The sequence below is a fragment of the Herbaspirillum sp. Sphag64 genome (assembly GCF_014192645.1).
Taxonomy (GTDB): Bacteria; Pseudomonadota; Gammaproteobacteria; order Burkholderiales; family Burkholderiaceae_D; genus Herbaspirillum.
On record NZ_JACHYE010000016.1, the window covers coordinates 1 to 21,208 of the forward strand.

Annotated in this window: 18 protein-coding genes; 5 read left to right on the plus strand and 13 right to left on the minus strand. The window is 54.8% G+C overall.

The features are described 5' to 3' along the window. Positions 1–119: 119 nt before the first annotated feature. The 5 genes from yjjJ to yajC all read right to left on the minus strand — a co-directional run bounded on the left by yjjJ (position 120) and on the right by yajC (position 5,938). Complete coding sequence (gene yjjJ / locus FHW66_RS18445) at positions 120–1,481, minus strand: type II toxin-antitoxin system HipA family toxin YjjJ (protein WP_183381299.1); 1,362 nt, start codon at positions 1,479–1,481, stop codon at positions 120–122. Positions 1,482–1,577: 96 nt separating this feature from the next. After that, positions 1,578–2,417 carry a tRNA cyclic N6-threonylcarbamoyladenosine(37) synthase TcdA gene (tcdA, locus tag FHW66_RS18450; protein ID WP_183381300.1) on the minus strand — a complete coding sequence of 280 codons (840 nt, stop codon included), beginning with the start codon at positions 2,415–2,417 and terminating at the stop codon, positions 1,578–1,580. Positions 2,418–2,496: 79 nt separating this feature from the next. Beyond that, positions 2,497–3,441 (minus strand): protein translocase subunit SecF, encoded by a 945-nt coding sequence (gene secF / locus FHW66_RS18455; protein ID WP_183381301.1) that lies wholly within the window; start codon positions 3,439–3,441, stop codon positions 2,497–2,499. 71 nt (positions 3,442–3,512) lie between these two features. Beyond that, on the minus strand, positions 3,513–5,423 hold the full coding sequence (gene secD / locus FHW66_RS18460; RefSeq protein ID WP_183381302.1) for a protein translocase subunit SecD: 1,911 nt from the start codon (positions 5,421–5,423) through the stop codon (positions 3,513–3,515). Between the two features lie 179 nt (positions 5,424–5,602). Next, positions 5,603–5,938 carry a preprotein translocase subunit YajC gene (yajC, locus tag FHW66_RS18465; RefSeq protein WP_183381303.1) on the minus strand — a complete coding sequence of 112 codons (336 nt, stop codon included), beginning with the start codon at positions 5,936–5,938 and terminating at the stop codon, positions 5,603–5,605. Between the two features lie 227 nt (positions 5,939–6,165). On the opposite strand from yajC, the gene FHW66_RS18470 reads away from it, so the two are divergent. Beyond that, positions 6,166–7,815 (plus strand): acyl-CoA synthetase, encoded by a 1,650-nt coding sequence (locus FHW66_RS18470; RefSeq protein ID WP_183381304.1) that lies wholly within the window; start codon positions 6,166–6,168, stop codon positions 7,813–7,815. A 90-nt stretch (positions 7,816–7,905) separates the two neighbouring features. Here the strand turns inward: FHW66_RS18470 and FHW66_RS18475 are convergent, their stop codons facing one another. Further along, positions 7,906–9,081: a porin gene (locus tag FHW66_RS18475; protein ID WP_255459057.1), complete on the minus strand. Its 1,176-nt coding sequence runs from the start codon at positions 9,079–9,081 to the stop codon at positions 7,906–7,908. A 1,108-nt stretch (positions 9,082–10,189) separates the two neighbouring features. Between FHW66_RS18475 and FHW66_RS18480 the strand changes: the two genes are divergently transcribed. Continuing rightward, complete coding sequence (locus FHW66_RS18480) at positions 10,190–10,606, plus strand: hypothetical protein (RefSeq protein WP_183381305.1); 417 nt, start codon at positions 10,190–10,192, stop codon at positions 10,604–10,606. Between the two features lie 81 nt (positions 10,607–10,687). Here the strand turns inward: FHW66_RS18480 and tgt are convergent, their stop codons facing one another. Then, entirely contained in the window at positions 10,688–11,815 is a 1,128-nt protein-coding gene (tgt, locus tag FHW66_RS18485) for a tRNA guanosine(34) transglycosylase Tgt (RefSeq protein WP_183381306.1), read from the minus strand. Continuing rightward, positions 11,808–12,833 (minus strand): tRNA preQ1(34) S-adenosylmethionine ribosyltransferase-isomerase QueA, encoded by a 1,026-nt coding sequence (queA, locus tag FHW66_RS18490; RefSeq protein ID WP_183381307.1) that lies wholly within the window; start codon positions 12,831–12,833, stop codon positions 11,808–11,810. The genes tgt and queA overlap by 8 nt, the downstream gene beginning before the upstream one ends. 139 nt (positions 12,834–12,972) lie before the next feature. Here queA and recG point away from each other — a divergent pair, with 139 nt between their 5' ends. Continuing rightward, the gene (gene recG, locus FHW66_RS18495) at positions 12,973–15,120 is read left to right on the plus strand and encodes an ATP-dependent DNA helicase RecG (protein WP_183381308.1); all 2,148 of its coding nucleotides are present in this window, start codon (positions 12,973–12,975) and stop codon (positions 15,118–15,120) included. A 42-nt stretch (positions 15,121–15,162) separates the two neighbouring features. Here recG and FHW66_RS18500 read toward each other — a convergent pair whose 3' ends face one another. Beyond that, positions 15,163–15,522, minus strand: a complete 360-nt coding sequence (locus tag FHW66_RS18500; RefSeq protein ID WP_221197064.1) for a cytochrome c family protein — start codon at positions 15,520–15,522, stop codon at positions 15,163–15,165. Positions 15,523–15,677: 155 nt separating this feature from the next. On the opposite strand from FHW66_RS18500, the gene FHW66_RS18505 reads away from it, so the two are divergent. After that, entirely contained in the window at positions 15,678–16,625 is a 948-nt protein-coding gene (locus tag FHW66_RS18505; RefSeq protein ID WP_183381372.1) for a LysR substrate-binding domain-containing protein, read from the plus strand. A gap of 57 nt (positions 16,626–16,682) precedes the next feature. Continuing rightward, the gene (yfcF, locus tag FHW66_RS18510) at positions 16,683–17,348 is read left to right on the plus strand and encodes a glutathione transferase (RefSeq protein WP_183381310.1); all 666 of its coding nucleotides are present in this window, start codon (positions 16,683–16,685) and stop codon (positions 17,346–17,348) included. Positions 17,349–17,416: 68 nt separating this feature from the next. Here the strand turns inward: yfcF and cheD are convergent, their stop codons facing one another. From cheD to ugpA, 4 genes are all read right to left on the minus strand, one after another. Continuing rightward, entirely contained in the window at positions 17,417–18,019 is a 603-nt protein-coding gene (cheD, locus tag FHW66_RS18515; RefSeq protein ID WP_183381311.1) for a chemoreceptor glutamine deamidase CheD, read from the minus strand. A gap of 241 nt (positions 18,020–18,260) precedes the next feature. Further along, the gene (locus tag FHW66_RS18520) at positions 18,261–19,340 is read right to left on the minus strand and encodes a sn-glycerol-3-phosphate import ATP-binding protein UgpC (protein ID WP_183381312.1); all 1,080 of its coding nucleotides are present in this window, start codon (positions 19,338–19,340) and stop codon (positions 18,261–18,263) included. 4 nt (positions 19,341–19,344) lie between these two features. Then, a complete protein-coding gene (ugpE, locus tag FHW66_RS18525) occupies positions 19,345–20,196 on the minus strand; it encodes a sn-glycerol-3-phosphate ABC transporter permease UgpE (protein ID WP_183381313.1) in 852 nt (283 codons plus the stop codon). Between the two features lie 33 nt (positions 20,197–20,229). Continuing rightward, the gene (gene ugpA / locus FHW66_RS18530; RefSeq protein ID WP_183381314.1) at positions 20,230–21,114 is read right to left on the minus strand and encodes a sn-glycerol-3-phosphate ABC transporter permease UgpA; all 885 of its coding nucleotides are present in this window, start codon (positions 21,112–21,114) and stop codon (positions 20,230–20,232) included. Between the last annotated feature and the right edge of the window lie 94 nt (positions 21,115–21,208).

Consider the following 21,208-nt stretch of genomic DNA (forward strand, 5'->3'; position numbering starts at 1 on the left):
AAGACCAAATTAAAAGGGCTGAGTCCTGTGCAATACAGAACTCAGCCTTTGGCTGCCTAGCAATTAAACCGTCCAACTTTATGGGGTCAGTTCATCATGAGCGGCATTTTTTACGCACCTCAAGCAAGCCGTGACAGCTTGCTTTCGGCTTGAGCAATATGTTGCTGAAGGCTGGCAATACAGCGCTGAAAATCAGCAGAAAAACGCACTTCCGCTTCAATCCTCAGAAGAAAGTCTTTGGCCAGTGCCAATCCCTTGTGCCAGTTTGACGTTGATACGGCAGCACGCAGATTGATCGTCATCAATTGATCCGGCAAGGCACCGCTGGCGCGCGGCGCAAAACCCATCGGCAACATGTCATAGGCTGGTGCCAGCCTATACGGGCGACCTTCCTCCGTGGTAAATGAAAGATTACCGTGATGCATGTCGGTGTTGCCAATCAAACTGCCAAACGCGTACAGCAATGCGACACCCTCGGCACACTCCGAATTGAGTTGACCATCCTTGACCAGACGTTGTGTGATCTCCGGCCAGGGCGCACTGGCATTGCCGACAAACTCAGCCTCCACTGCCGCCAGAGAAAACAGACCGCGTCGTCCCAGCACACCAACCCGGTCGAAGCGCTCGACTTCCAGAAAACGCTGTCCATCGTGATCAACAATACTGGTGCGCGCCGCAGCGACTCCGCCCTCTCTCAATGTCGTCAAGGCATGATGTTCGGCCAGCAGCAAATCCCGCCAGCGCTGGCTAACCGGATTTGCAGCCGCATGCGCATCAGACTCCGGCTGACTGAACTTGACCAGAACGTGACGTGGCCCCTCGCTGCTATCGACAAAAGCAACGAACTTGGGCTGCTCGCCACCGGCCGATGACCCCGGCAGCTCGCCGCTGCTGGCCTGGAGAGCCATATGTACATACACCTCTGCCCGTGCACTGTTAGCAATGGGCGCTGGCAAGGACATATCGAGGAAGCGCTCTCGCCCCAGCTCACCGAGGAGCAGATTGCCAACAGCATCGTGACCATGCGCCACCATTGCACGCAGAATATGCGTGTCATTCCATTCAGAGAGCTGCTTCGGCAAACCCAGCGTTGCTGCATGACGAGATACATAGGCGCGCCCCAAAAAACCCTGCGGCCGCATATCCAGCAGCCACCACGGCAAGCTGTGACTATGCAGTGTCCGGCCATCCTCCTGCTGCATCACGAAGCCCTCAGGACAGACCGGCATCAGTATCCCCAGCCTGGACAGACGACCATCAATGGCGACCCGATAGATAACGATGTCGCCAATACCGCGATGCTGATCACGCAAGGCATATTGAATAGATCTTGCTGCACCAATACGCACCAGCTCATTACCCATGGCAGTGATAGTGCGAGAGAGCGTTGGCTGACTAATTCCAATCTTTTCAATGAGTTGGCGTGCACCTAGCGGCTCTCTACCGAGATGTAAACGGACCTGATCGACATAATCAGTCATGACAAGAATGGATTTTTGAATAGATTATTGAATGGATTATAGGATAAATATTCAAAACCATCCAGAAACCTGCATAAAATCGGCGTGCTTACTACTTCATGTCTTTTCAGCAATTTTTCTCAAGACAAATCCTGCAGCGACCAGACCGAATGAAGCAGTCACCACCATCGCCGAACCAAAGCCGGCGCAATTGAGTCCAGTGACACCGGCATCTTGCCGGTAGCCATCAGCATTAACACCATCCAGACCATCGGCAGCATCTTCGGTATCGATTTCGCAAGTCTCGCCTTCCGGAAAGCGCAATGGTTCGGTTGAGAAGACCGCATCGATACCAAATTTGGTCTTGGTACCTCGCGGGAAGCGATGCCAGGCGCGCAGACGCTTGCGCACTTTCGCCAGCAACGGTTCCTGCTCGGTACGACATAGATCGCGGATCTCGATTTTAGTCGGGTCAATCTGTCCACCAGCGCCACCGATCGTCACCAGCGGCACCTGATGTTCGCGACAATAGGCAATCAACGCCACCTTGGCACGTACATTATCGATGGCATCAATCACGTAGTCGAAGCGGCTCGTACCGATCATCTCAGCGACATTGTCGGGCGTCAGAAAGTCCTCAACTTCGGTGACTTCGCAGGTCGGATTGATTTGCCGGATACGCTCATGCAACGCCGTGACCTTGGCTTTACCCAAGGTATCAGTCAAGGCGTGAATCTGCCGATTAACATTAGACTCCGCCAGATTGTCGAGATCGATCATGGTGAGCTTGCCAATGGCACTACGCGCCAGCGCCTCGACGATCCAGGAGCCAACACCGCCGACACCGACCACACAAACATGCGCCTGGCGAAAGCGCGCCAGCCCGGCTGCACCATACAGGCGCGCAATACCGCCAAAGCGGCGTTCAAAGTCAATCTCGTCGGATGTAGTGGTCATGATCATTATCGGAACAAAGTAAAACAGGCTGTTTCCGAAGAAACAGCCTGTGAGGGTCATCCAGATTCGTTGCAAGTGCTTAGACTACTGCACCGTCAGTGTCATCCTTGGGCTTGACCGGCTTGATCAGGTCTTCGCGCTTGACGCCCAGCCACATGGCAATGGCTGCCGCAACGAACACCGAGGAATAGATACCGAACAAGATACCAATGGTCAGCGCAACGGCAAAGTAATGCAGTGTCGGACCGCCAAAAATCAACATCGACAACACCATCATTTCAGTACTGCCGTGGGTGATGATGGTACGCGAGATAGTGCTGGTGATTGCATGATTCAATACTTCTGGCGGACTCAGCTTGCCGAAGCGACGGTCACGGAAGGCTTCACGCACCCGGTCAAACACCACCACCGATTCGTTGACCGAATAACCCAGCACCGCCAGCACCGCCGCCAGCACTGTGAGCGAGAATTCCCACTGAAAGAAAGCAAAGAACCCGAGAATGATCACCACGTCATGCAAGTTAGCGATCACGGCTGCGACAGCAAACTTCCATTCGAATCGGAAAGCCAGATAGATCACGATACCGATGACCACCATGGCCAAGGCCATGAGACCATCATGGGCCAGCTCATCACCGACCTGCGGACCGACAAACTCAACTCGTTGCAGCCTCACGTCCGGGTCATCACTCTTGAGGGCGTTGAGCACCTGTTCGCTTTGCTGGGTCGCATTCACACCGCGTTGCGCCGGCAGACGAATCATCACGTCCTGCGCCGTACCAAAGCTCTGTACCTGGGTATCGGTGAAACCGAGACCTTCAACTGCCTTGCGCACGTTATCGAGGTTGGCCGGCTTGGAGTACGCGACTTCCATCACGGTGCCACCGGTGAATTCAATCGACAGATGCAAACCCTTGGTGAACAGGAAGAACACCGCCAGCACAAATGTCAGCGCCGAGATGATATTGAATATCAACGCGTGGCGCATGAAGGGAATATCTTTTTTAATCCGGAAAAATTCCATCGCTTACCTTTCTGTACGACATCTGTCAGCCAAAGCGACAGATGCCTGAAATCGTTTTGCCTGCAGCAGTCTTATTTGCCCTTGCCAGCCTTGGTCACTTCGTTCTTGGCCGGGGTTGCGTTATCGGCAGCACCCTTCCAGATCTGACCAATCGCCAGACTGCTCAACTTCTTCTTGCGGCCGTACCAGAGGTTAACCACGCCACGCGAGAAGAACACGGCAGAGAACATTGACGTCAGAATACCCAGGCAGTGCACCACGGCAAAGCCGCGGATTGCGCCGGAACCAAAGATCAGCAATGCCAGACCGGCGATCAGCGTGGTCACGTTGGAGTCCACAATGGTTGCCCATGCACGCTCAAAACCGACTGCAATCGCTGCCTGCGGTGAATTGCCGTTGCGCAGCTCTTCGCGAATCCGTTCGTTGATAAGCACGTTGGAGTCAATCGCCATCCCCAATGCCAGTGCAATCGCCGCGATACCGGGTAGAGTCAGCGTGGCCTGCATGGTCGACAGCACAGCGATCAGCAGCAGCACGTTGACCGACAGCGCCAGCGCGCTGAACAAGCCAAACAATTGGTAATAAACGATCATGAAGACGGCCATCGCCGCAAAACCGTACAGTGTCGCGTCAAAGCCCTTGCGAATATTCTCGGCGCCGAGTTGTGGGCCGATAGTACGTTCTTCGATGATTTCCATCGGCGCTGCCAGCGAACCTGCACGCAGCAACAAGGCCAGATCGCTCGCCGCTTCGGCCGAACCCATACCGGTGATCTGGAAGCGCGAGCCCAGTTCGTCACGGATGGTCGCCACGGTCAGCACTTCGCCCTTGCCTTTTTCAAACAGGACAATGGCCATTGCCTTGCCAATCTTGTCGCGTGTGGCATCACGCATCTTGCGACCACCATCGCCGTTGAGATCGATGCTCACGGAAGGCTGATGGTTCTGGTCGAAGCTGGCCGACGCATTGGAGATATAGTCACCTGTGATGACAGGATCCTTGTACAACACCACCGGCGCGCTCTTGCCGACCTTGAACAGTTCCGAACCAAATGGCACGGCGGCAGTTCCTTCGGTACCACGGACAACCGATTCATCGACCATACGCACTTCCAGCGTAGCGGTACGACCAATGATGTCCTTGGCGCGCGAGACGTCTTGTACGCCTGGCAACTGCACCACGATACGGTCAGCACCCTGACGCTGGATGATCGGCTCGGCTACGCCAAGTTCGTTGACGCGCTTGGAGAGTGTCGAAATATTCTGTTTGACGCCATCTTCCAGTGTTTGCTTGAGCGACTCTGGACGTAGCGTTGCAATGAGCTGCAAGGCATCATCGCTACCAGCCTGCTGCAAGGACAACTCTGCCAGCTGCGACGCCAGTGCATCGCGTGCCTGACCCAGCGTTGCAGCGTCGTGGAACAGGATCACGATCTTGTCACCATCACGGTTGATACCGTTGTGACGAATATTCTTGTCGCGCAAAATGCTGCGCACGCTCGATTGCAAACCTTGCAGGCGCTTGTTCAGCACAGCCTGTGTGTCAACTTGCATCAGAAAGTGCACACCGCCGCGCAAGTCCAGCCCAAGATACATCGGGAAGGCATGCAGGCTTTGCAGCCAGCCCGGTGTATTGGGCAAGAGATTGAAGGCCACCACATAGGTCGGATCAGTGGCATCCGGATTCAGGCCGCTTTCGAGCAGCGTCTTGGCCTTGAACTGGATATCGGTATTGGCAAAGCGGGCACGTACCGACGGCTGAATACCGCTGTTGTCAAATATGATGCTCTCTGGCGCGATACCGCCTTGTTGCAGCAATTGCTGCACGCGCTCGGCAATGGCGCTATCAACCTTGACGGTGGACTTGGCGCTGCTGATCTGCACGGCAGGCGATTCGCCAAAGAAGTTGGGCAGCGTGTAGAGCGTGCCAAACAACAGGGCTATGACGATTAGGGCGTACTTCCAGAGAGGATAACGATTCATATTGATTCAGCGTTGAGGATGGAGTCCGGTAGACGACATGGGAACACATCGGGGCAAATCAGGGTACACAGGAGACACACGCCTCCTGGGCGATGATACATAAAGCAAGAACGCATCCGCCCCATACGGAAGCGGATGCGCTCATGTCAGTCGGGGTGAACCGACCTGACCTTGACCAATTACAGGCCCTTGAGCGTGCCCTTTGGCAGCAGCGTGGCAATCGCCGACTTTTGCACGACGACTTCATTGCCTTCCGAGAATTCAACAGTGATGTAGGCGTCAGTCACCTTGACGACCTTACCCAGCATACCGCCGGAAGTAACGACTTCATCGCCCTTGGCCAAGGCATCCATCATCGCCTTTTGTTCTTTTTGACGTTTCATCTGGGGACGAATCATCAGGAAATAGAGCACCACGAACATCAGGATGATCGGCAGGAAGCTGCCCAGATTACCCAGCAAGCCTGCAGGACCAGCTGCACCAGTGGTTTGTGCAATTGCATCGGAAATAAACACGTGTCGCTCCAAAATGGTTGTTTAAAAAATTAGCCACGCATTTTAGCATTGGCGGGGCGCTTATCCCTATTTCCGCGAAACCGGATCATCAGCCAGGAAACAAGGTCTGGCCAAAAGCCCATGCCCGGTGGAAATTTTTAGGGCAAACATGGCCAATATCGGGGCAGCGCGCTACATTAACAAGCGCAGGCAACACCATAAAAACAGATCAGGAGACCCGTCTTATCATGCTGTCAACAATTGCCGATTCCTATGCCGCACTACAGACGAATTTCCACTGGAATATTCCGACCCAGTACAACATCGGCATCGATGTCTGCGACAAATGGGCACTGCGTGAGCCTCAGCGCCTGGCGTTGATCCATGTCAGCGCAGATGGTAGCCGCCGCGATTACAGCTTTGCCGAGATCAAGGAACAGTCGGATCGCTTGGGTACGTTGTTGCGTAGCCTTGATGTACAACCGGGAGAGCGCATCGGAATCCTGTTGCCGCAGGCACCGGAAACTGCCATTGCCCATGTGGCCGCCTATAAAATAGGCGCCATTGCGATCCCTCTGTTCGCCCTGTTTGGCGTGGAAGCACTGGAATATCGGCTGCGCGATAGTGGCACCCGGGTCGTCATCACCAATAACAGCGGCGCTGCCAAACTGGCACAAATCCGCGAGCGTCTGCCAGCACTGCGGGCAATCCTGAACATGGACGGTGCAGCACCGGGCACGCTGGACCTGCATCAAGCGCTTGCGCGCAGCAGCAGTGACCTGAGCCCAGTTAATACCCGCGCTGATGATCCGGCCGTCATCATCTACACATCCGGCACCACCGGCCAGCCCAAGGGCGCCTTGCACGCGCACCGCGTCTTGCTGGGACACCTGCCCGGGGTTGAAATGTCGCACAACCTGTTCCCGCAGGAAGCGGATCGCATCTGGACCCCTGCCGACTGGGCATGGATTGGCGGCTTGCTGGATGTCTTGTTGCCGGCCTGGCATCACGGCGTCGCCGTGGTTGCCCATCGTTTCGAAAAATTTACCGGGGAAGCTGCCTTTCAGTTATTGCAAGACTACGGTATTCGCAACAGCTTTCTGCCGCCAACGGCGCTCAAGATGATGCGCACGGTGCGCGATCCACAAACACGCTGGAAGTTTCAACTGCGGTCAGTCGCCAGTGGTGGAGAATCGTTGGGAATGGAATTACTCGATTGGGGACGGCAGACCTTTGGCCTGACCATCAATGAATTTTATGGTCAGACCGAATGCAACATGACGGTGTCATCCTGTGCCGCCATCATGACGTGCCAACCCGGCGCTATTGGCCGTGCAGCGATCGGTCATGAGATCGCGATTGTGGATACGCAAGGACAACCTGTGCCCCACGGCAGTGACGGCAATATTGCCGTGCGACGCCCGGATCCGGTCATGTTCCTCGGCTACTGGAACAATCCCCAGGCCACTGCCGACAAATTTGTCGGCGACTGGCTGCTCACCGGCGATACCGGCCGCATGGACGAAACTGGTTATATCCGCTTCGTGGGGCGCGACGACGATGTCATCACCTCCGCAGGCTACCGTATCGGTCCCGGCGAAATTGAAGACAATATTCTGCAGCACGCCGCGGTCAGAATGGTTGCCGTGATCGGAGCACCGGATCCACAGCGCACCGAAATCGTGGTCGCTATCGTAGTCCTCAACGACGGCTATCGTGGAGACGATGCGCTCAAGCGGGAGTTGCAGGAGCACGTCAAGTTACGTCTGGCCGCGCATGAATATCCGCGTGAAATCTACTTTGTGGATGACTTACCAATGACCACAACCGGAAAAGTGATTCGCCGTACGCTACGCGATCAGGTCCAGCAGTGGCGCGCCCAGTCTCAGACCGTCTGAAAAAAGCCTCCGATGACAAACGCCACCGGAGGCAAGCTCAGGACAGAGCATCAACGTAAGTGACTTGCCAGCGCCTTGATGGGCCAGAGTTTAGAAAGAATGACGTATGCCCAACATCACCACTGCCTGGCCCTTGCCGGAAGAGGCAGAACTATTCTGGGAATCGCCCACCGCAGCCACCGCATTGATGATGCTGCCGGTCGAAGAAAGCGTCTGACCGCCGGCCAATTGGTAAGCCTGCAAGAAGTAGATCGCGGTACGTGGCGAGAATGAATAGGTTTCTTCGAACGATACCTGATGGTAGTTGGCTGCATTGCTGATGCCATTGCCCGCATTGGCATAGGTATAGCTGTAGCCAGCGGCAAGTACCATCTGTGGCGACCACTGATAAGTCGAAATCAGCCCCGCGGTCTGGAATTTGACTGGTTGCGTGAACAATGAACCAGTGCCGGGACGATATTGCGCATTGCTATAGTTCACACCCACCATCAGTTTGTTGATGGTATAACGTGCCGCAGCCGCAATCATCTGCACATTGTTGGCAGTTTGATAGCCTGCATTAATCGCCGAGCTTGGAATATTGGCAGTTGCCGTCGATGAACTCCAGGTGGTGCTACCGGTACCGATATTGAAATGCTGATAGCCCAGCGCAAAGTTCCAGGCGTTCACGTCGTACTTGCCTGCCAGACTGTAGGCATTACCGGTCGATGTACTACCCGCAGTTTCACCAAACCCATACAGGGCACTGACCTGCGCGCCACCAAACACCGGCGTACTGTACGTCACTGAATTACTACTGCGCACGCTGGTATCGAGATCATCCACATCGCCAGGATGGGCACCGGTTGCACCGGTGAGCACCGTGGTCGGCCCGATCGCTCCAACATAGAGGTAGTAAGGAGTGTACTGACGTCCCACAGTAAGCGTACCCGCGCTCTGGCTGTTGAGCCCGACAAAGGCTTGCCGGTTGAATAGCACATTGGACGAACTAAATGCACCGGTATTGGTATCAAATCCGTTTTCCAGCGTAAAAATTGCCTGCAATCCACCGCCCAGGTCCTCAACGCCCTTGAAGCCGAGCTTGCTCGACGACAGATTACCTGTGCGCAAGTAAACATTGCTCAGCCCACCCTGATTATTGGTGTACACCAGCGCATCGTCGACCACGCCGTAGATCGTTACATTACTCTGCGCCGATGCCGACGTTGATATTCCCATCGCCGTTACCAGCAGTCCTCCCACCATCCAGCCATGTCGTTTTTTCATTTTTCCCTCATTTTTAGGTCATGACCCAGGTCATGATCGATGCACTGATAATTGCGGTATGACTCCGCACTGAATTGACGCCATCGCATCAGCAATCAACGACGTCAACAAATGCCACGCCCAATACGAGGCACAGTAGCGCCCTCACCTCACAAGTAGTGGCAATAAAGACGGCAATAGAACGCTAGGCAGACACCACAACAACGACGCCTGCGATAAGGCCGGACAGCTAGTGTCGGCATCGCAATCGACAGAGGAAGTTGCGATGTGCCCCAGAAAGAGGGCTAAGCGGTATGTTCATGACGGTCTCCCACACCTTCAGGCCACCCTCTGCGGGACGGCTCTTTTTGATCGAATCGCTGACACGTTGCCAGCGGTCTTGACGCTTGAATAACTATCCTAGTCCGACAGTGTCAGACCAAGGAGGAACGCTACGCTTGCACGGACTTGAATCCCCGCTCTCAAGATATCAGTTATCTGATGACTGATGTATAAATATTGACACTCGAATGCCTGAAAGTCAAGGTTGATGGGAGTTTGATGGCAAAAAAATGGCTTGCGAGGAAGGCAAATGCTATTCTGGAATGAAAGCGAGTACAGGAAGATGAAAGGACGCCTACGGCCTAAGCATAGCTGGGTTAAAACAGACTTAGAAGCCGCCTACGCATCGGCATCACGCAGTTAAACATATATGATGACCGATATCTTACCGTTGTGATTCAGTTTGACCAGACAGGCATTACCGTCTGTATTGATTGCGAATGCGTAATAAAAACTTGATGCTGCAGATGGCCTCATCCGCATATCGATGTACCTTGAGGCCGGGTGTCGCCATGCAATGTATCTGGCTGAATATCCAGCGTGTTTTTAGTCAGCCCATCCAGCATATAGATCTCCCCCCTAGGCCCCAGGGAATAAAAAACGAGAACCAAGCGACGTCATCGTCCCTGACAGAGCAATAGCCGATCCCTCCGCACCACCAATTTGAGATTTTTCAGACATGTGAACAATGGCGGAATGCGATTGCCCGTCCAAGGGCTTGAAAATTGAATGCGTTTGCGCAATACACCAAAATAATCCGAGGATTGTTTTAAAGGAGTACAACAGAATGATGAATTCATGCGAAGGTGCCACCCGCCCACAAGCATCGGGGATGCGTTCGGCTGAGGCCGAGGATGACGCCAAAACAGCAGGCCCTTTGGCAGGAAGTTTGGTGAAGTGCAATTCAAGTACTCAAACCTGCAATGAGGGTGCGATGTTGCCTTCTGAAATAGTTGAAAAAAATCTTAAATATGTTTCCGTTCGGGAAACCTTGATGAATGTAAATGAAGCATTCAAAACCAATAACGCACCGCAAGATTATAAGGAAATAAGTTCCAAGAGATATGTAGAGATCGAGATGGAATTTTTGTATTCACAGTTGATCATGTTCGCCAAACTCAAATTCGAAAAGGGCCGGCGCGATCTTGCGATTCCAGATGAAACTGTAGATGCGTCAAAAATACATCCACAGCCGTCCCGATGACGCGAGCTGGATAGATCAGAAGAGAAGTACTGGAAGACCGAGGCACGCCGGCTGCCTCATCGCAGCCGGGTTAAAACAGATTTAGGTGCCGCGTGCACGGTCCTGCTGGAACTTGGCAACAAACTGACTGAACTGGCCGACTTCAATGGCACCACGGATCTCTTTCATGATCTGCAGGTAGTAATGCAAATTGTGAATCGTGTTCAGACGCGCGCCGAGGATTTCGCCGGTACGGTGCAAATGGTGCAGGTAGGCACGCGAGAAATTCTTGCAGGCGTAGCAGTCACAGGTTTCATCCAGTGGCTTGCTGTCTTCCTTGTATTTGGCGTTCTTGATCTTGATGTCGCCAAACCGGGTGAATAGCCAGCCATTGCGCGCATTGCGGGTCGGCATGACGCAGTCAAACATATCGACGCCGTTGGCAACGCCGGCCACCAGATCTTCCGGCGTGCCAACGCCCATCAAATAGTGTGGCTTGTTGGCTGGCAAACGCGGTCCGATATGCTCCAGCACCCGCATCATGTCTTCCTTGGGTTCGCCCACCGACAAACCACCAATAGCGATCCCGTCAAACCCGAGTTCGTTCAGGCCCGCCAGCGATTCATCACGCAGGTTTTCGAACATGCCGCCCTGCACGATACCAAACAGAGCATTCGGATTTTCACCGCGCGCGAATTCATCGCGCGAGCGCTTGGCCCAGCGCAGTGACATACGCATCGATTGTGCTGCCTCAACCTGCGTCGCCGGGCGACCGTCGATCTCGTAAGGAGTGCACTCGTCGAACTGCATCACAATGTCGGAATTGAGCACACGCTGAATCTGCATCGATACTTCTGGCGAGAGGAACAGCTTGTCACCATTGATCGGCGACGCAAAATGCACGCCCTCTTCCGTGATCTTGCGCATGTCTCCCAGAGAAAACACCTGAAAGCCACCGGAATCGGTCAGAATCGGCTTATCCCACCCCATGAAATCATGCAGGCCACCAAACTTGGCCATCACTTCCAGCCCCGGGCGCAACCACAGGTGGAAGGTATTGCCAAGGATGATCTGAGCGTCGATCTCCTTGAGTTCCAGTGGCGACATCGCCTTCACGGAACCATAGGTACCGACTGGCATGAAGATCGGCGTCTCAACCACACCGTGGTTCAGTCTGACGCGGCCGCGACGGGCATTGCCGTCGGTATTAAGCAGGGTAAATTCAAGCATGATGGTCACAGGTAAGTAGCATGGCATCGCCATAGCTGAAAAAACGGTAGCGCTGCGCAATTGCATGCGCATAAGCGGCGCGAATGTGGTCGTAGCCAGCGAAGGCCGATACCAGCATCAGCAGGGTTGATTTCGGCAGATGGAAATTGGTGATCAGACGGTCAACTGTCTTGAAGCGATAGCCGGGCGTGATGAACAGTTGCGTGTCAGCGCTGCCAGCCAGCAAACTACCCGTCTGCGACGCCGATTCCAGGGCCCGCATACTGGTCGTGCCAACGGCGACCACCTTGCCACCGGCGGCTTTTACCGCGTGCACCCGGGCGGCTGTTTCTGCCGATACGGTGTACCACTCGCTGTGCATCTTATGCTCAGCCAGATTCTCTACCCGTACCGGTTGAAAGGTACCGGCACCGACGTGCAAGGTCACAAAGGCTTGATCGATTCCACGTGCCTTGAGCGTATCCAGCAGAGGCTGATCAAAATGCAATCCAGCAGTTGGTGCTGCAACCGCCCCTGGTTCCTTGGCGTAGACGGTCTGATAACGCGTTTCATCAAATTCATCGGCTGCATGCTCAATATAAGGCGGCAAAGGCAAGCTGCCATATTGCTCCAGCAAGGTGAATACATCGTCTGGAAACTGCAAGGTATAAAACTCGCCAAAACGCTCGCCGACCACGACGTCAAATGCCTCGGCCAGACGAATGCGCGTGCCGACTGGCGGTGACTTCGAAGCACGCACCTGCGCATGCACAGAGCGCGTATCGAGCACACGTTCAACCAGGACCTCAACCTTGCCCCCGGTTTCCTTGACGCCGAAAAAACGTGCCTTGAGCACCCGCGTGTCATTAAAGACCAGCAAGTCTCCCGGTGCCAGTAAATCGACGATATCGGCAAAATGGCGGTCGTGCAGTGTGGCGCCATCGACCTGCAACAGGCGCGAAGCGCTACGCTCGGGCAACGGCAATTGCGCGATCAGCTCGGGTGGCAACTCAAAATCAAAATCGGAGAGTGAATACATGGAAAAATCAACATAGAAGCAGCGACGCCTGCCGGAACCGATCAGTCATCGCATTGAATACTAACAATACTGTAAATAATCACAGTAAAATAAGGCCGAACCCGTTATTTTACGCTTTCTCGCCACGCTAACCTCTTGCATGCCCGCACAAACCCAAAAAGCTGCCACGCAGCGCGCGCGAACCAAACCGGCTGATACCAGCACGCCAGCCTTGAGCGCTGCCCAGAAAAGTGCCAGAAAACTCGCCAAACTGGGCCTGCGCACTGACATGGATCTGGCGTTGCATCTGCCGATGCGCTACGAAGACGAAACCAGCATCATGAGCATTCATGAGGCCAGCCTGCGCGGTACGCAGATGGTACAGGTAGAAGGCGTCATCAGTATCAGCGACATTCAATACCGGCCGCGCCGTCAGCTGGTAGTGACCATGCAGGACGACAGCGGACAACTGGTGCTGCGTTTCCTCAATTTTTATGGCAATCAGGCCAAACAGCTGGCCGAAGGCGTGCGCATTCGGGTACGCGGCGAATTGCGTCACGGCTTTTTTGGTGCCGAAATGGTCCATCCCAACTACAAGGTGGTACTCGAAGGCGCGCCCTTGCCAACTGCCTTAACACCGGTCTACCCGGCTGGTGAAGGCTTGTCTCAGGCTTATCTGCGCAAAGCCATTGCGACCGCGCTGAGTCGCCTCGACTGGCGCGATACGCTGCCATCCGAAAACCTCACCGAACTGAAGCTGAGCAGCTTCGAGAGCGCGGTGCGACTGCTGCACAACCCACCTGTCGATGTCGATGAATATGCGCTGACCGAACGTTCGCACCCAGCCTGGATCCGCATGAAATTTGATGAACTGCTGGCACAGCAACTCTCGCTCAAGCGCGCGCAGGCAGCAAGGCGGGCGCGAACAGCTTGCGCCTTGCCGCATCAAGGCACAATTTCACAAGCCTTCCTGCAGCAATTGCCATTCCAGCTGACAGCGGCCCAGCAACGCGTACTGGAAGAAATCCGTCACGATCTGCGCGAGTCATTTCCGATGCAACGCCTGCTGCAAGGCGATGTCGGCAGCGGTAAAACTGTTGTCGCCGCACTGGCCGCTGCGCAAGCGATTGATAGTGGCTTCCAGGCTGTGCTGATGGCCCCAACCGAAATTCTGGCCGAACAGCATTTCCGCAAGATTGCAGCCTGGATGGCGCCACTTGGTGTACAAGTTGCCTGGCTCACCGGCAGCCTGAAGAAAAAGGAAAAGGCGGCAGCCAATGCCTTGATCGAATCCGGTCAGGCGCGTCTGGTAGTCGGTACGCATGCGCTGATTCAGGATAGCGTGCAGTTTCAAAAGCTGGGGCTGGTGATTGTCGATGAACAGCATCGTTTTGGCGTGGGACAGCGACTGGCACTCCGCAACAAGGCGCTTGATGTATCGGATGGACACGAATCCGGAGGTATCCCAACCGGCACTGATGGCACTGTACCCCACCAGTTGATGATGTCCGCCACGCCGATTCCGCGCACCCTGGCGATGACGTATTACGCCGATCTCGAAGTCTCCGTGATTGATGAGTTACCCCCCGGGCGCACCCCGATTGTGACCCGCACGGTAGACCAGAACCGGCGCGAAGAAGTCATCGCCCGCGTCCATGCCGCCGCGCAGGAAGGCCGTCAGATTTACTGGGTCTGCCCGTTGATTGAAGAATCTGAAGCATTGCAGTTGCAGACCGCGACAGACACCTGCGCCATGCTCACCGAGGCACTCCCGGAGCTGCAGATCGGACTGGTGCACGGTCGCCTCAAGCCTGCGGAAAAGCAGGCGGTGATGGACGCCTTCAGTGCCGGAAAGATTCAGGTTCTGGTAGCAACCACCGTGATTGAAGTCGGTGTCGATGTGCCGAATGCCTCGCTGATGGTGATTGAACACGCCGAGCGTTTTGGCCTCTCGCAGTTGCATCAGCTGCGTGGACGCGTTGGCCGTGGCGCCGCCGCCAGTGCCTGCATCCTGCTATATCAAAGTCCATTGGGCGGTACCGCCAAGCAGCGATTGATGACCATGCGCGAAACCGCCGACGGATTTGAGATCGCGCGCCGGGATCTGGAAATCCGTGGTCCGGGCGAATTCCTTGGTGCGCGACAATCGGGTGAAGCCATGCTGCGCTTTGCCGACCTCGCCACCGATCAATGGCTGGTGGAAAAGGCGCGTGATCTGGCGCAGCGACTGTTGCACAATAATCTGGAGGTGGTTGATCGCCACCTGGAACGCTGGCTCGGTGGCAAAGAAGACTTTCTCAAGGTGTGACCGGCGCCCGCAATCACACACCATTAATCGCGCTGATAGGGGCTAGTGAAAGGTTTTTAAATAAGCCAGCAGATTGCTGATGTCCTGATCATTACTGAACCCCCACAGCCGCATTTTGGTGCCAGGAACAACATCGCCAGGTGCCTTGAGAAAAGCGCGTAATTTGTCTTCAGTCCAGACGATATGGGAATTCTGCATTGCCGCCGAATAGTGGTAATCCTTGGTCGATGCTGCCGCCCGGCCAAGGATGCCATTGAGCTGGGGACCGAATCCGGCGCGTGCTGCAGGGCCAACCTGATGACAATTGGCACAGGTCTTGAACAGTGCCTGCCCCGCCACAGGATCCGCGGTCGCCGCCGGGGCCGCATTTGCCAACGCACACAGCGCCATCATTGGCAGCATTTTTAGCGGAAGGCTGAGAGAAAATTGCTGGTCCATGTGTTGCACTCCAGTGAAGTCTTTTGCTGATTCTGGCACGCACTCTAGCATGCCCTTGCAGCGCTGCATGGCAGGGGTAAATGCGCTATAGTCAAAAGAATTTCGCTCATCACATTGCCATGACTCTTACCGAACTCAAGTACATCGTTGCCGTGGCCCGGCAAAAACATTTTGGGCATGCTGCCGAGGCGTGTTTTGTCGCGCAACCGACACTCTCGGTCGCGATCAAGAAGCTGGAAGACGAACTTGGTGTGGTGATCTTCGAGCGTGGTGGTACCGAGGTATCGGTGACGCCGCTGGGCGCTCAAATCGTGGCACAGGCCGAGCGGGTATTGGAACAAACCGCCGCCATCAAGGAAATTGCCAATCAAAACAAGGACCCGCTGGCCGGACCTCTGCGACTAGGTATTATCTACACCATCGGCCCTTACCTGCTGCCTTCGCTGGTCAAGACCATGATCTCGACCGTGCCGCAAATGCCGCTGATCCTGCAGGAAAATTTTACAACCCGTCTCATCGAATTGCTGCGCCAGGGCGAGCTTGATGCCGCCATCATGGCACTGCCCTTCCCTGAGCATGGCCTGATGGTCCAGCCTTTGTATGACGAGGAGTTTGTCGTCGCATTGCCGAAACATCACAAGTGGGCTGAACGCAGCGAGATCGCCGCGCAGGATCTCAAGAGTGAAACCATGCTGCTACTGGGTAACGGCCATTGCTTCCGGGATCAGGTATTGGAAGTATGTCCGGAAATGTCTCGGTTTTCGACTGCAGGTGACGGTATCGCACGGACGTTTGAAGGTTCATCACTAGAAACCATCCGGCATATGGTCGCATCCGGTATCGGCGTTACCGTGTTGCCGCAGGCATCGGTTCCCGATATACACACCACCGATGGCATGGTGCGCTATGTGCCGTTCAATAAACCGGTACCGTCACGCCGTGTTGTGCTGGCATGGCGCAAGAGCTTCACGCGACGCCCCGCCATCGAAGCGATTCGGCACGCGGTCATGTCGTGTAACCTGCACGGCGTAAGCATGCTGCATGATGCCGAGCTAACCGAAGGCTAACAGTTATCCGCCTGAACTAAGACAGATAAAGACACGTCCACATTACGAGGAATATAGATGTCAGAACCGCAAATCACTCTCTACGTCGATGCCCAATTTATCAGTCCGTATGCCATGTCGGCCTTTGTCGCGCTGACCGAGAAAAAGATTCCATTCACGTTGCATACCGTGGATCTGGCAACACGCGAAAATCGCGCTCCTGAATATGCCGGGCAGTCTCTGACGCAGCGCATTCCGATGCTGGTACAAGGAGATTTGCGCTTGTCGGAGTCATCGGCCATTGCGGAATACCTGGAGGAGTGTTTTCCACCACCACTGCACGCGGCACTCTATCCTTCCGCATTGCGGCAACGCGCAAGAGCGCGCGAGATACAGGCATGGTTACGCAGCGATCTGCTGCCTGTTCGCCAAGAACGGCCGACTGAAGTTGTTTTCTATGCAGAGAGTAAGCCACCGTTGTCCGCGCAGGCACAAAATGCGGCAGAAAAACTGATTCAGGCCTGCAACAGTTTGCTGGAAGAAGGCCGTGAACACCTGTTCAATACCTGGTGCATCGCTGATACCGACCTGGCACTGATGCTCAACCGCCTGCTACGAAATGGTGATCCACTGCCTGCCAAACTGGCACACTACGCGCAACGTCAGTGGCAAAGGCCCGCAGTTCAGCAATGGCTACAATTGGTTCAGCAAGCACGCCAGGCGGCTCAGGGGAACAATAAATAACGGCTGGGGATGTATCGAAGATGCAGACAAGCTGACCGGAAGACCGGTCAGCCCTGCCATGCAAAAACTCAGAACAGATCGATATCGCCGCCAACCGGCTTTTGTGCGAGCTTACCGGCGTAATCGCGCTCTTTGACCTCCAGCGCCGGATCGGTGCTCTTGAGCTTTTTCACCATGACCTTGCCGCTACGCGGAAAGTAATTGACCTTGCGCGGCCAGATATCGTTGAGATCCTCGGCCGTAATACGGATGTTCTCGGTGCGCAGGTAATCTCGGACAAACTTGGCATTGCGTTCACCCACATTGATGGCATTGAAGCCACGTAGCACCGCGCCGCCACCAAACACTTTGGCCTCAAGGTTTTCACGCCTGGCCCCCGCCTTGAGTACCTCATTGATCAAAATTTCCATGGCATAGGTGCCATAGCGCATCGAGGAAGAAATCGGACTGTCGGCATCATTTCCGCCGTCCGGCAACATGAAATGATTCATGCCGCCAATGCCGCTGACTCGGTCACGGATGCAGGCTGAGACGCAGGATCCCAACACCGTGGTGATCATCATGTCGTCGCGGGTGAAGTAATACTCTCCGGGAAGAATTTTTGCCGCGTGGCAATTGAAACTGCGGTCGTGGTAGATATGTGAAGCAAACTGCTCGATATTTGCGCTCATCATTTTTCCTGTTGCGAGCCGACCCAATCAATTGGTTCGTGGCCGACAATCGGACAGTGCTTGCGAGCGCGGTTCTTGTCAAGCAATGGGTATTCACTTAAGACAATTTTACGACGCAAAAAATGATAATCGAGATATCCCTACATCGTTGATCCATAAAAAACGGCAACATTGTTTTTTGACAATGTCGCCGCTTTCTTCAGCATCATCTCATGTTGACAATGCAATGAGACTCGCCGATTCAGTTAACGCGATGCGTCGTCACCGGATCAAACCAATGTACCGTAGCGGCATCGAAACCAGCAGTGACCGACTGACCACTGGCAACCTCCGTCCCGGCCGCACAACGAATGACCATACTCTGCCCACCACAGCGGGTATGCACCAGCAATTCCGCTCCCAATGCCTCGACCAGTTCGACCTGCATCGACAGACCCGGACGCCCGAGTTGCAGGTGTTCCGGGCGAATTCCCAGAATACGCGCACCGGCACCCGCCTGAGCGGCCAAGGCTGTGGCAGGCAAGCTCAGTTGCGAGCCATCATCGAAGGTGAAACTGCTGCCATCGGCATTGAGTTGACCATTCAACAGGTTCATTGGCGGTGAACCAATGAAACTGGCGACAAAGGTCGTTGCCGGACGACCATAGACCTCAGCAGGGGTACCAATCTGTTCTGCGCGTCCCTTGTTCATGACAATCATCCGCTGTCCCAGTGTCATCGCTTCCACCTGGTCATGGGTGACGTACAGGCTGGTGGTACGCAGCGCCGTATGCAGCTTCTGGATCTCCAGACGCATCTGCACCCGCAGCTTGGCGTCCAGATTCGACAGTGGCTCGTCAAACAGGAATACTGCCGGTTTGCGCACGATGGCACGCCCCATTGCCACACGCTGACGTTGACCGCCCGACAATTGCCGCGGGGTACGTTGCAGCAAGGCGCCGAGTTCCAGAATCTCGGCCGCACGCTGCACGCGGGTATCGATCTCCGCCTTGGGCAAGCCCTGGATCTTGAGCCCGTAGGCCATGTTTTCATACACACTCATGTGCGGATAGAGTGCGTAGTTCTGGAACACCATGGCGATATCGCGCTCTTTCGGCTCCAGGTCATTGACGACTCTGTCGCCAATGACGATTTCACCGGAGCTGATCTCTTCCAGCCCCGCCACCATGCGCAGCAGGGTCGATTTGCCGCAACCGGACGGGCCGACCATGACAATGAATTCGCCGTCAGCGATGTCGATGTCAATACCGTGAATCACATCCACTGCCTTGGGTGCTTTACCGTAGGTCTTCTTGACCTGTTTCAGATGAATTTTTGCCATAGTTTTACTTTTCGGAATCAACCAAACCTTTTACAAACCATTTTTGCATGACCACCACCACCAGTCCGGGCGGCAGCATCGCCAGCACCATTGTGGCCATGACCATGTTCCATTCGACTGCAGAGTCACCGCCGGAGATCAGTGTCTTGATGCCAATACCGATCGGATACATGCTCTGATCGGTAGCGATCATCAGCGGCCACAGATATTGATTCCAGCCGTAGATGAACATGATCACGAACAACGCAATGACATTAGTGCGCGACAATGGCCACAGAACATCCTTAAGAAAGCGCAATGGACCAGCACCATCGATCCGCGCTGCCTCGGCCAGCTCATCGGGCACCGTCAGGAAGAACTGACGGAACAGGAAGGTCGCGGTAGCCGATGCAATCAGCGGCACCGTCAAACCGGCATAGCTGTTGAGCATGCCAAAGTCAGAGACAACCTGATAGGTCGGTGTGATCCGCACTTCCACCGGTAGCATCAACGTGACAAAGATCATCCAGAAAAACAGTGCACGTCCACGAAAACGGAAGTACACCATGGCAAACGCAGACAGCATGGAAATGGTGATCTTGCCAATCGCAATCGTCAGTGCGGTGACCAGACTCACCCACAGCATACGTGCCACCGGCGGTGCCGAGACCTGACCAGACGCGCCATGGGTCAGCACATTGCTGTAGTTGTTGATCATTTCGCTACCGGGCACCAGCGACAACGGCGACATCGCAGACTGCTCGGCCGTCTGGGTACTGGCCACAAAAGCGACGTATAACGGGAAAATCACCACGATCACACCCAGTATCAAGACCAGGTGACTAATCGCATCAAGAATGGGGCGACGCTCAATCATGCGCGATCCTCCCGGGCAATGAGAATGTGTGGGTTATGCATACTGCACCTTCTTTTCAACGTATTTGAATTGCACCACGGTCAACAGAATCACCACGACCATCAGCACCACCGACTGTGCCGCCGAACCACCCAGATCGCCGCCCTTGAAACCATCGGTAAAGACGCGGTAGACCAGAATCTCGGTATCCTTGCCCGGACCGCCATGGGTGGTCGCTTCGACGATGGCAAACGTATCGAAGAAGGCATAGACAATGTTGACCACCATCAGGAAGAAGGTGGTGGGCGAGATCAGGGGTAGCACGATGGTGAAGAAGCGCTTGACCGGACCGGCGCCGTCGATGGCAGCGGCTTCAATGAGCGACTTCGGAATCGATTGCAGGCCCGCCAGAAAAAACAGGAAGTTATAACTGATCTGCTTCCAGATGGCGGCAATAACGATCAGGATCATGGCCTGATTGCCATTGATCATGTAGTCCCAGGAGATACCAAGCCAGGCCAGCACATGCGAGATCAGCCCCAGCGACGGGCTCAGCAGGAACATCCACAAGACACCGACAACTACCGGCGAGACGGCATAGGGCCAGATCAGGAAGGTCTTGTATAGCGAAGCCCCCTTGCTGACGCGATCGGCAAAGACAGCCAGTATCAATGCCAGCAGCATGCCAAAGCCAGCCACCAGCAACGAGAACACAGCAGTGGTCTCGAACGCGGCGAGATAGGTAGGATCCCGAAACAGGGTCATGAAGTTGTCAAACCAGACAAACTCCGAATACCCGCCAAAGGCATCCTGCAGCAGCATCGATTGATACAGGGCCTGTATCGCCGGCCAGAAGAAAAACAGTATCGTAATCAGGATTTGCGGCGCAACCAGAGCATAGGGTAGCCAGCGTGAGGTAAAACGTGCGCGTTTTTCCACGATAAATCAGGTCCTTGAAAATACTGCGCGTTGATGGCCTGCATCCGTTGTCAGCGATGCAAACGATTACACACAGTCTCAGTCTTGCAGACTG

Excerpts from the sequence above, each read along its gene's own strand:
- yjjJ (WP_183381299.1), bottom strand. The coding sequence starts at position 1,481 with ATGACTGATTATGTCGATCAGGTCCGTTTACATCTCGGTAGAGAGCCG.
- tcdA (WP_183381300.1), bottom strand. The coding sequence starts at position 2,417 with ATGACCACTACATCCGACGAGATTGACTTTGAACGCCGCTTTGGCGGT.
- secF (WP_183381301.1), bottom strand. The coding sequence starts at position 3,441 with ATGGAATTTTTCCGGATTAAAAAAGATATTCCCTTCATGCGCCACGCG.
- secD (WP_183381302.1), bottom strand. The coding sequence starts at position 5,423 with ATGAATCGTTATCCTCTCTGGAAGTACGCCCTAATCGTCATAGCCCTG.
- FHW66_RS18470 (WP_183381304.1), top strand. The coding sequence starts at position 6,166 with ATGCTGTCAACAATTGCCGATTCCTATGCCGCACTACAGACGAATTTC.
- FHW66_RS18475 (WP_255459057.1), bottom strand. The coding sequence starts at position 9,081 with ATGAAAAAACGACATGGCTGGATGGTGGGAGGACTGCTGGTAACGGCG.
- FHW66_RS18480 (WP_183381305.1), top strand. The coding sequence starts at position 10,190 with ATGATGAATTCATGCGAAGGTGCCACCCGCCCACAAGCATCGGGGATG.
- tgt (WP_183381306.1), bottom strand. The coding sequence starts at position 11,815 with ATGCTTGAATTTACCCTGCTTAATACCGACGGCAATGCCCGTCGCGGC.
- queA (WP_183381307.1), bottom strand. The coding sequence starts at position 12,833 with ATGTATTCACTCTCCGATTTTGATTTTGAGTTGCCACCCGAGCTGATC.
- recG (WP_183381308.1), top strand. The coding sequence starts at position 12,973 with ATGCCCGCACAAACCCAAAAAGCTGCCACGCAGCGCGCGCGAACCAAA.
- FHW66_RS18500 (WP_221197064.1), bottom strand. The coding sequence starts at position 15,522 with ATGCTGCCAATGATGGCGCTGTGTGCGTTGGCAAATGCGGCCCCGGCG.
- FHW66_RS18505 (WP_183381372.1), top strand. The coding sequence starts at position 15,678 with ATGACTCTTACCGAACTCAAGTACATCGTTGCCGTGGCCCGGCAAAAA.
- yfcF (WP_183381310.1), top strand. The coding sequence starts at position 16,683 with ATGTCAGAACCGCAAATCACTCTCTACGTCGATGCCCAATTTATCAGT.
- cheD (WP_183381311.1), bottom strand. The coding sequence starts at position 18,019 with ATGAGCGCAAATATCGAGCAGTTTGCTTCACATATCTACCACGACCGC.
- FHW66_RS18520 (WP_183381312.1), bottom strand. The coding sequence starts at position 19,340 with ATGGCAAAAATTCATCTGAAACAGGTCAAGAAGACCTACGGTAAAGCA.
- ugpE (WP_183381313.1), bottom strand. The coding sequence starts at position 20,196 with ATGATTGAGCGTCGCCCCATTCTTGATGCGATTAGTCACCTGGTCTTG.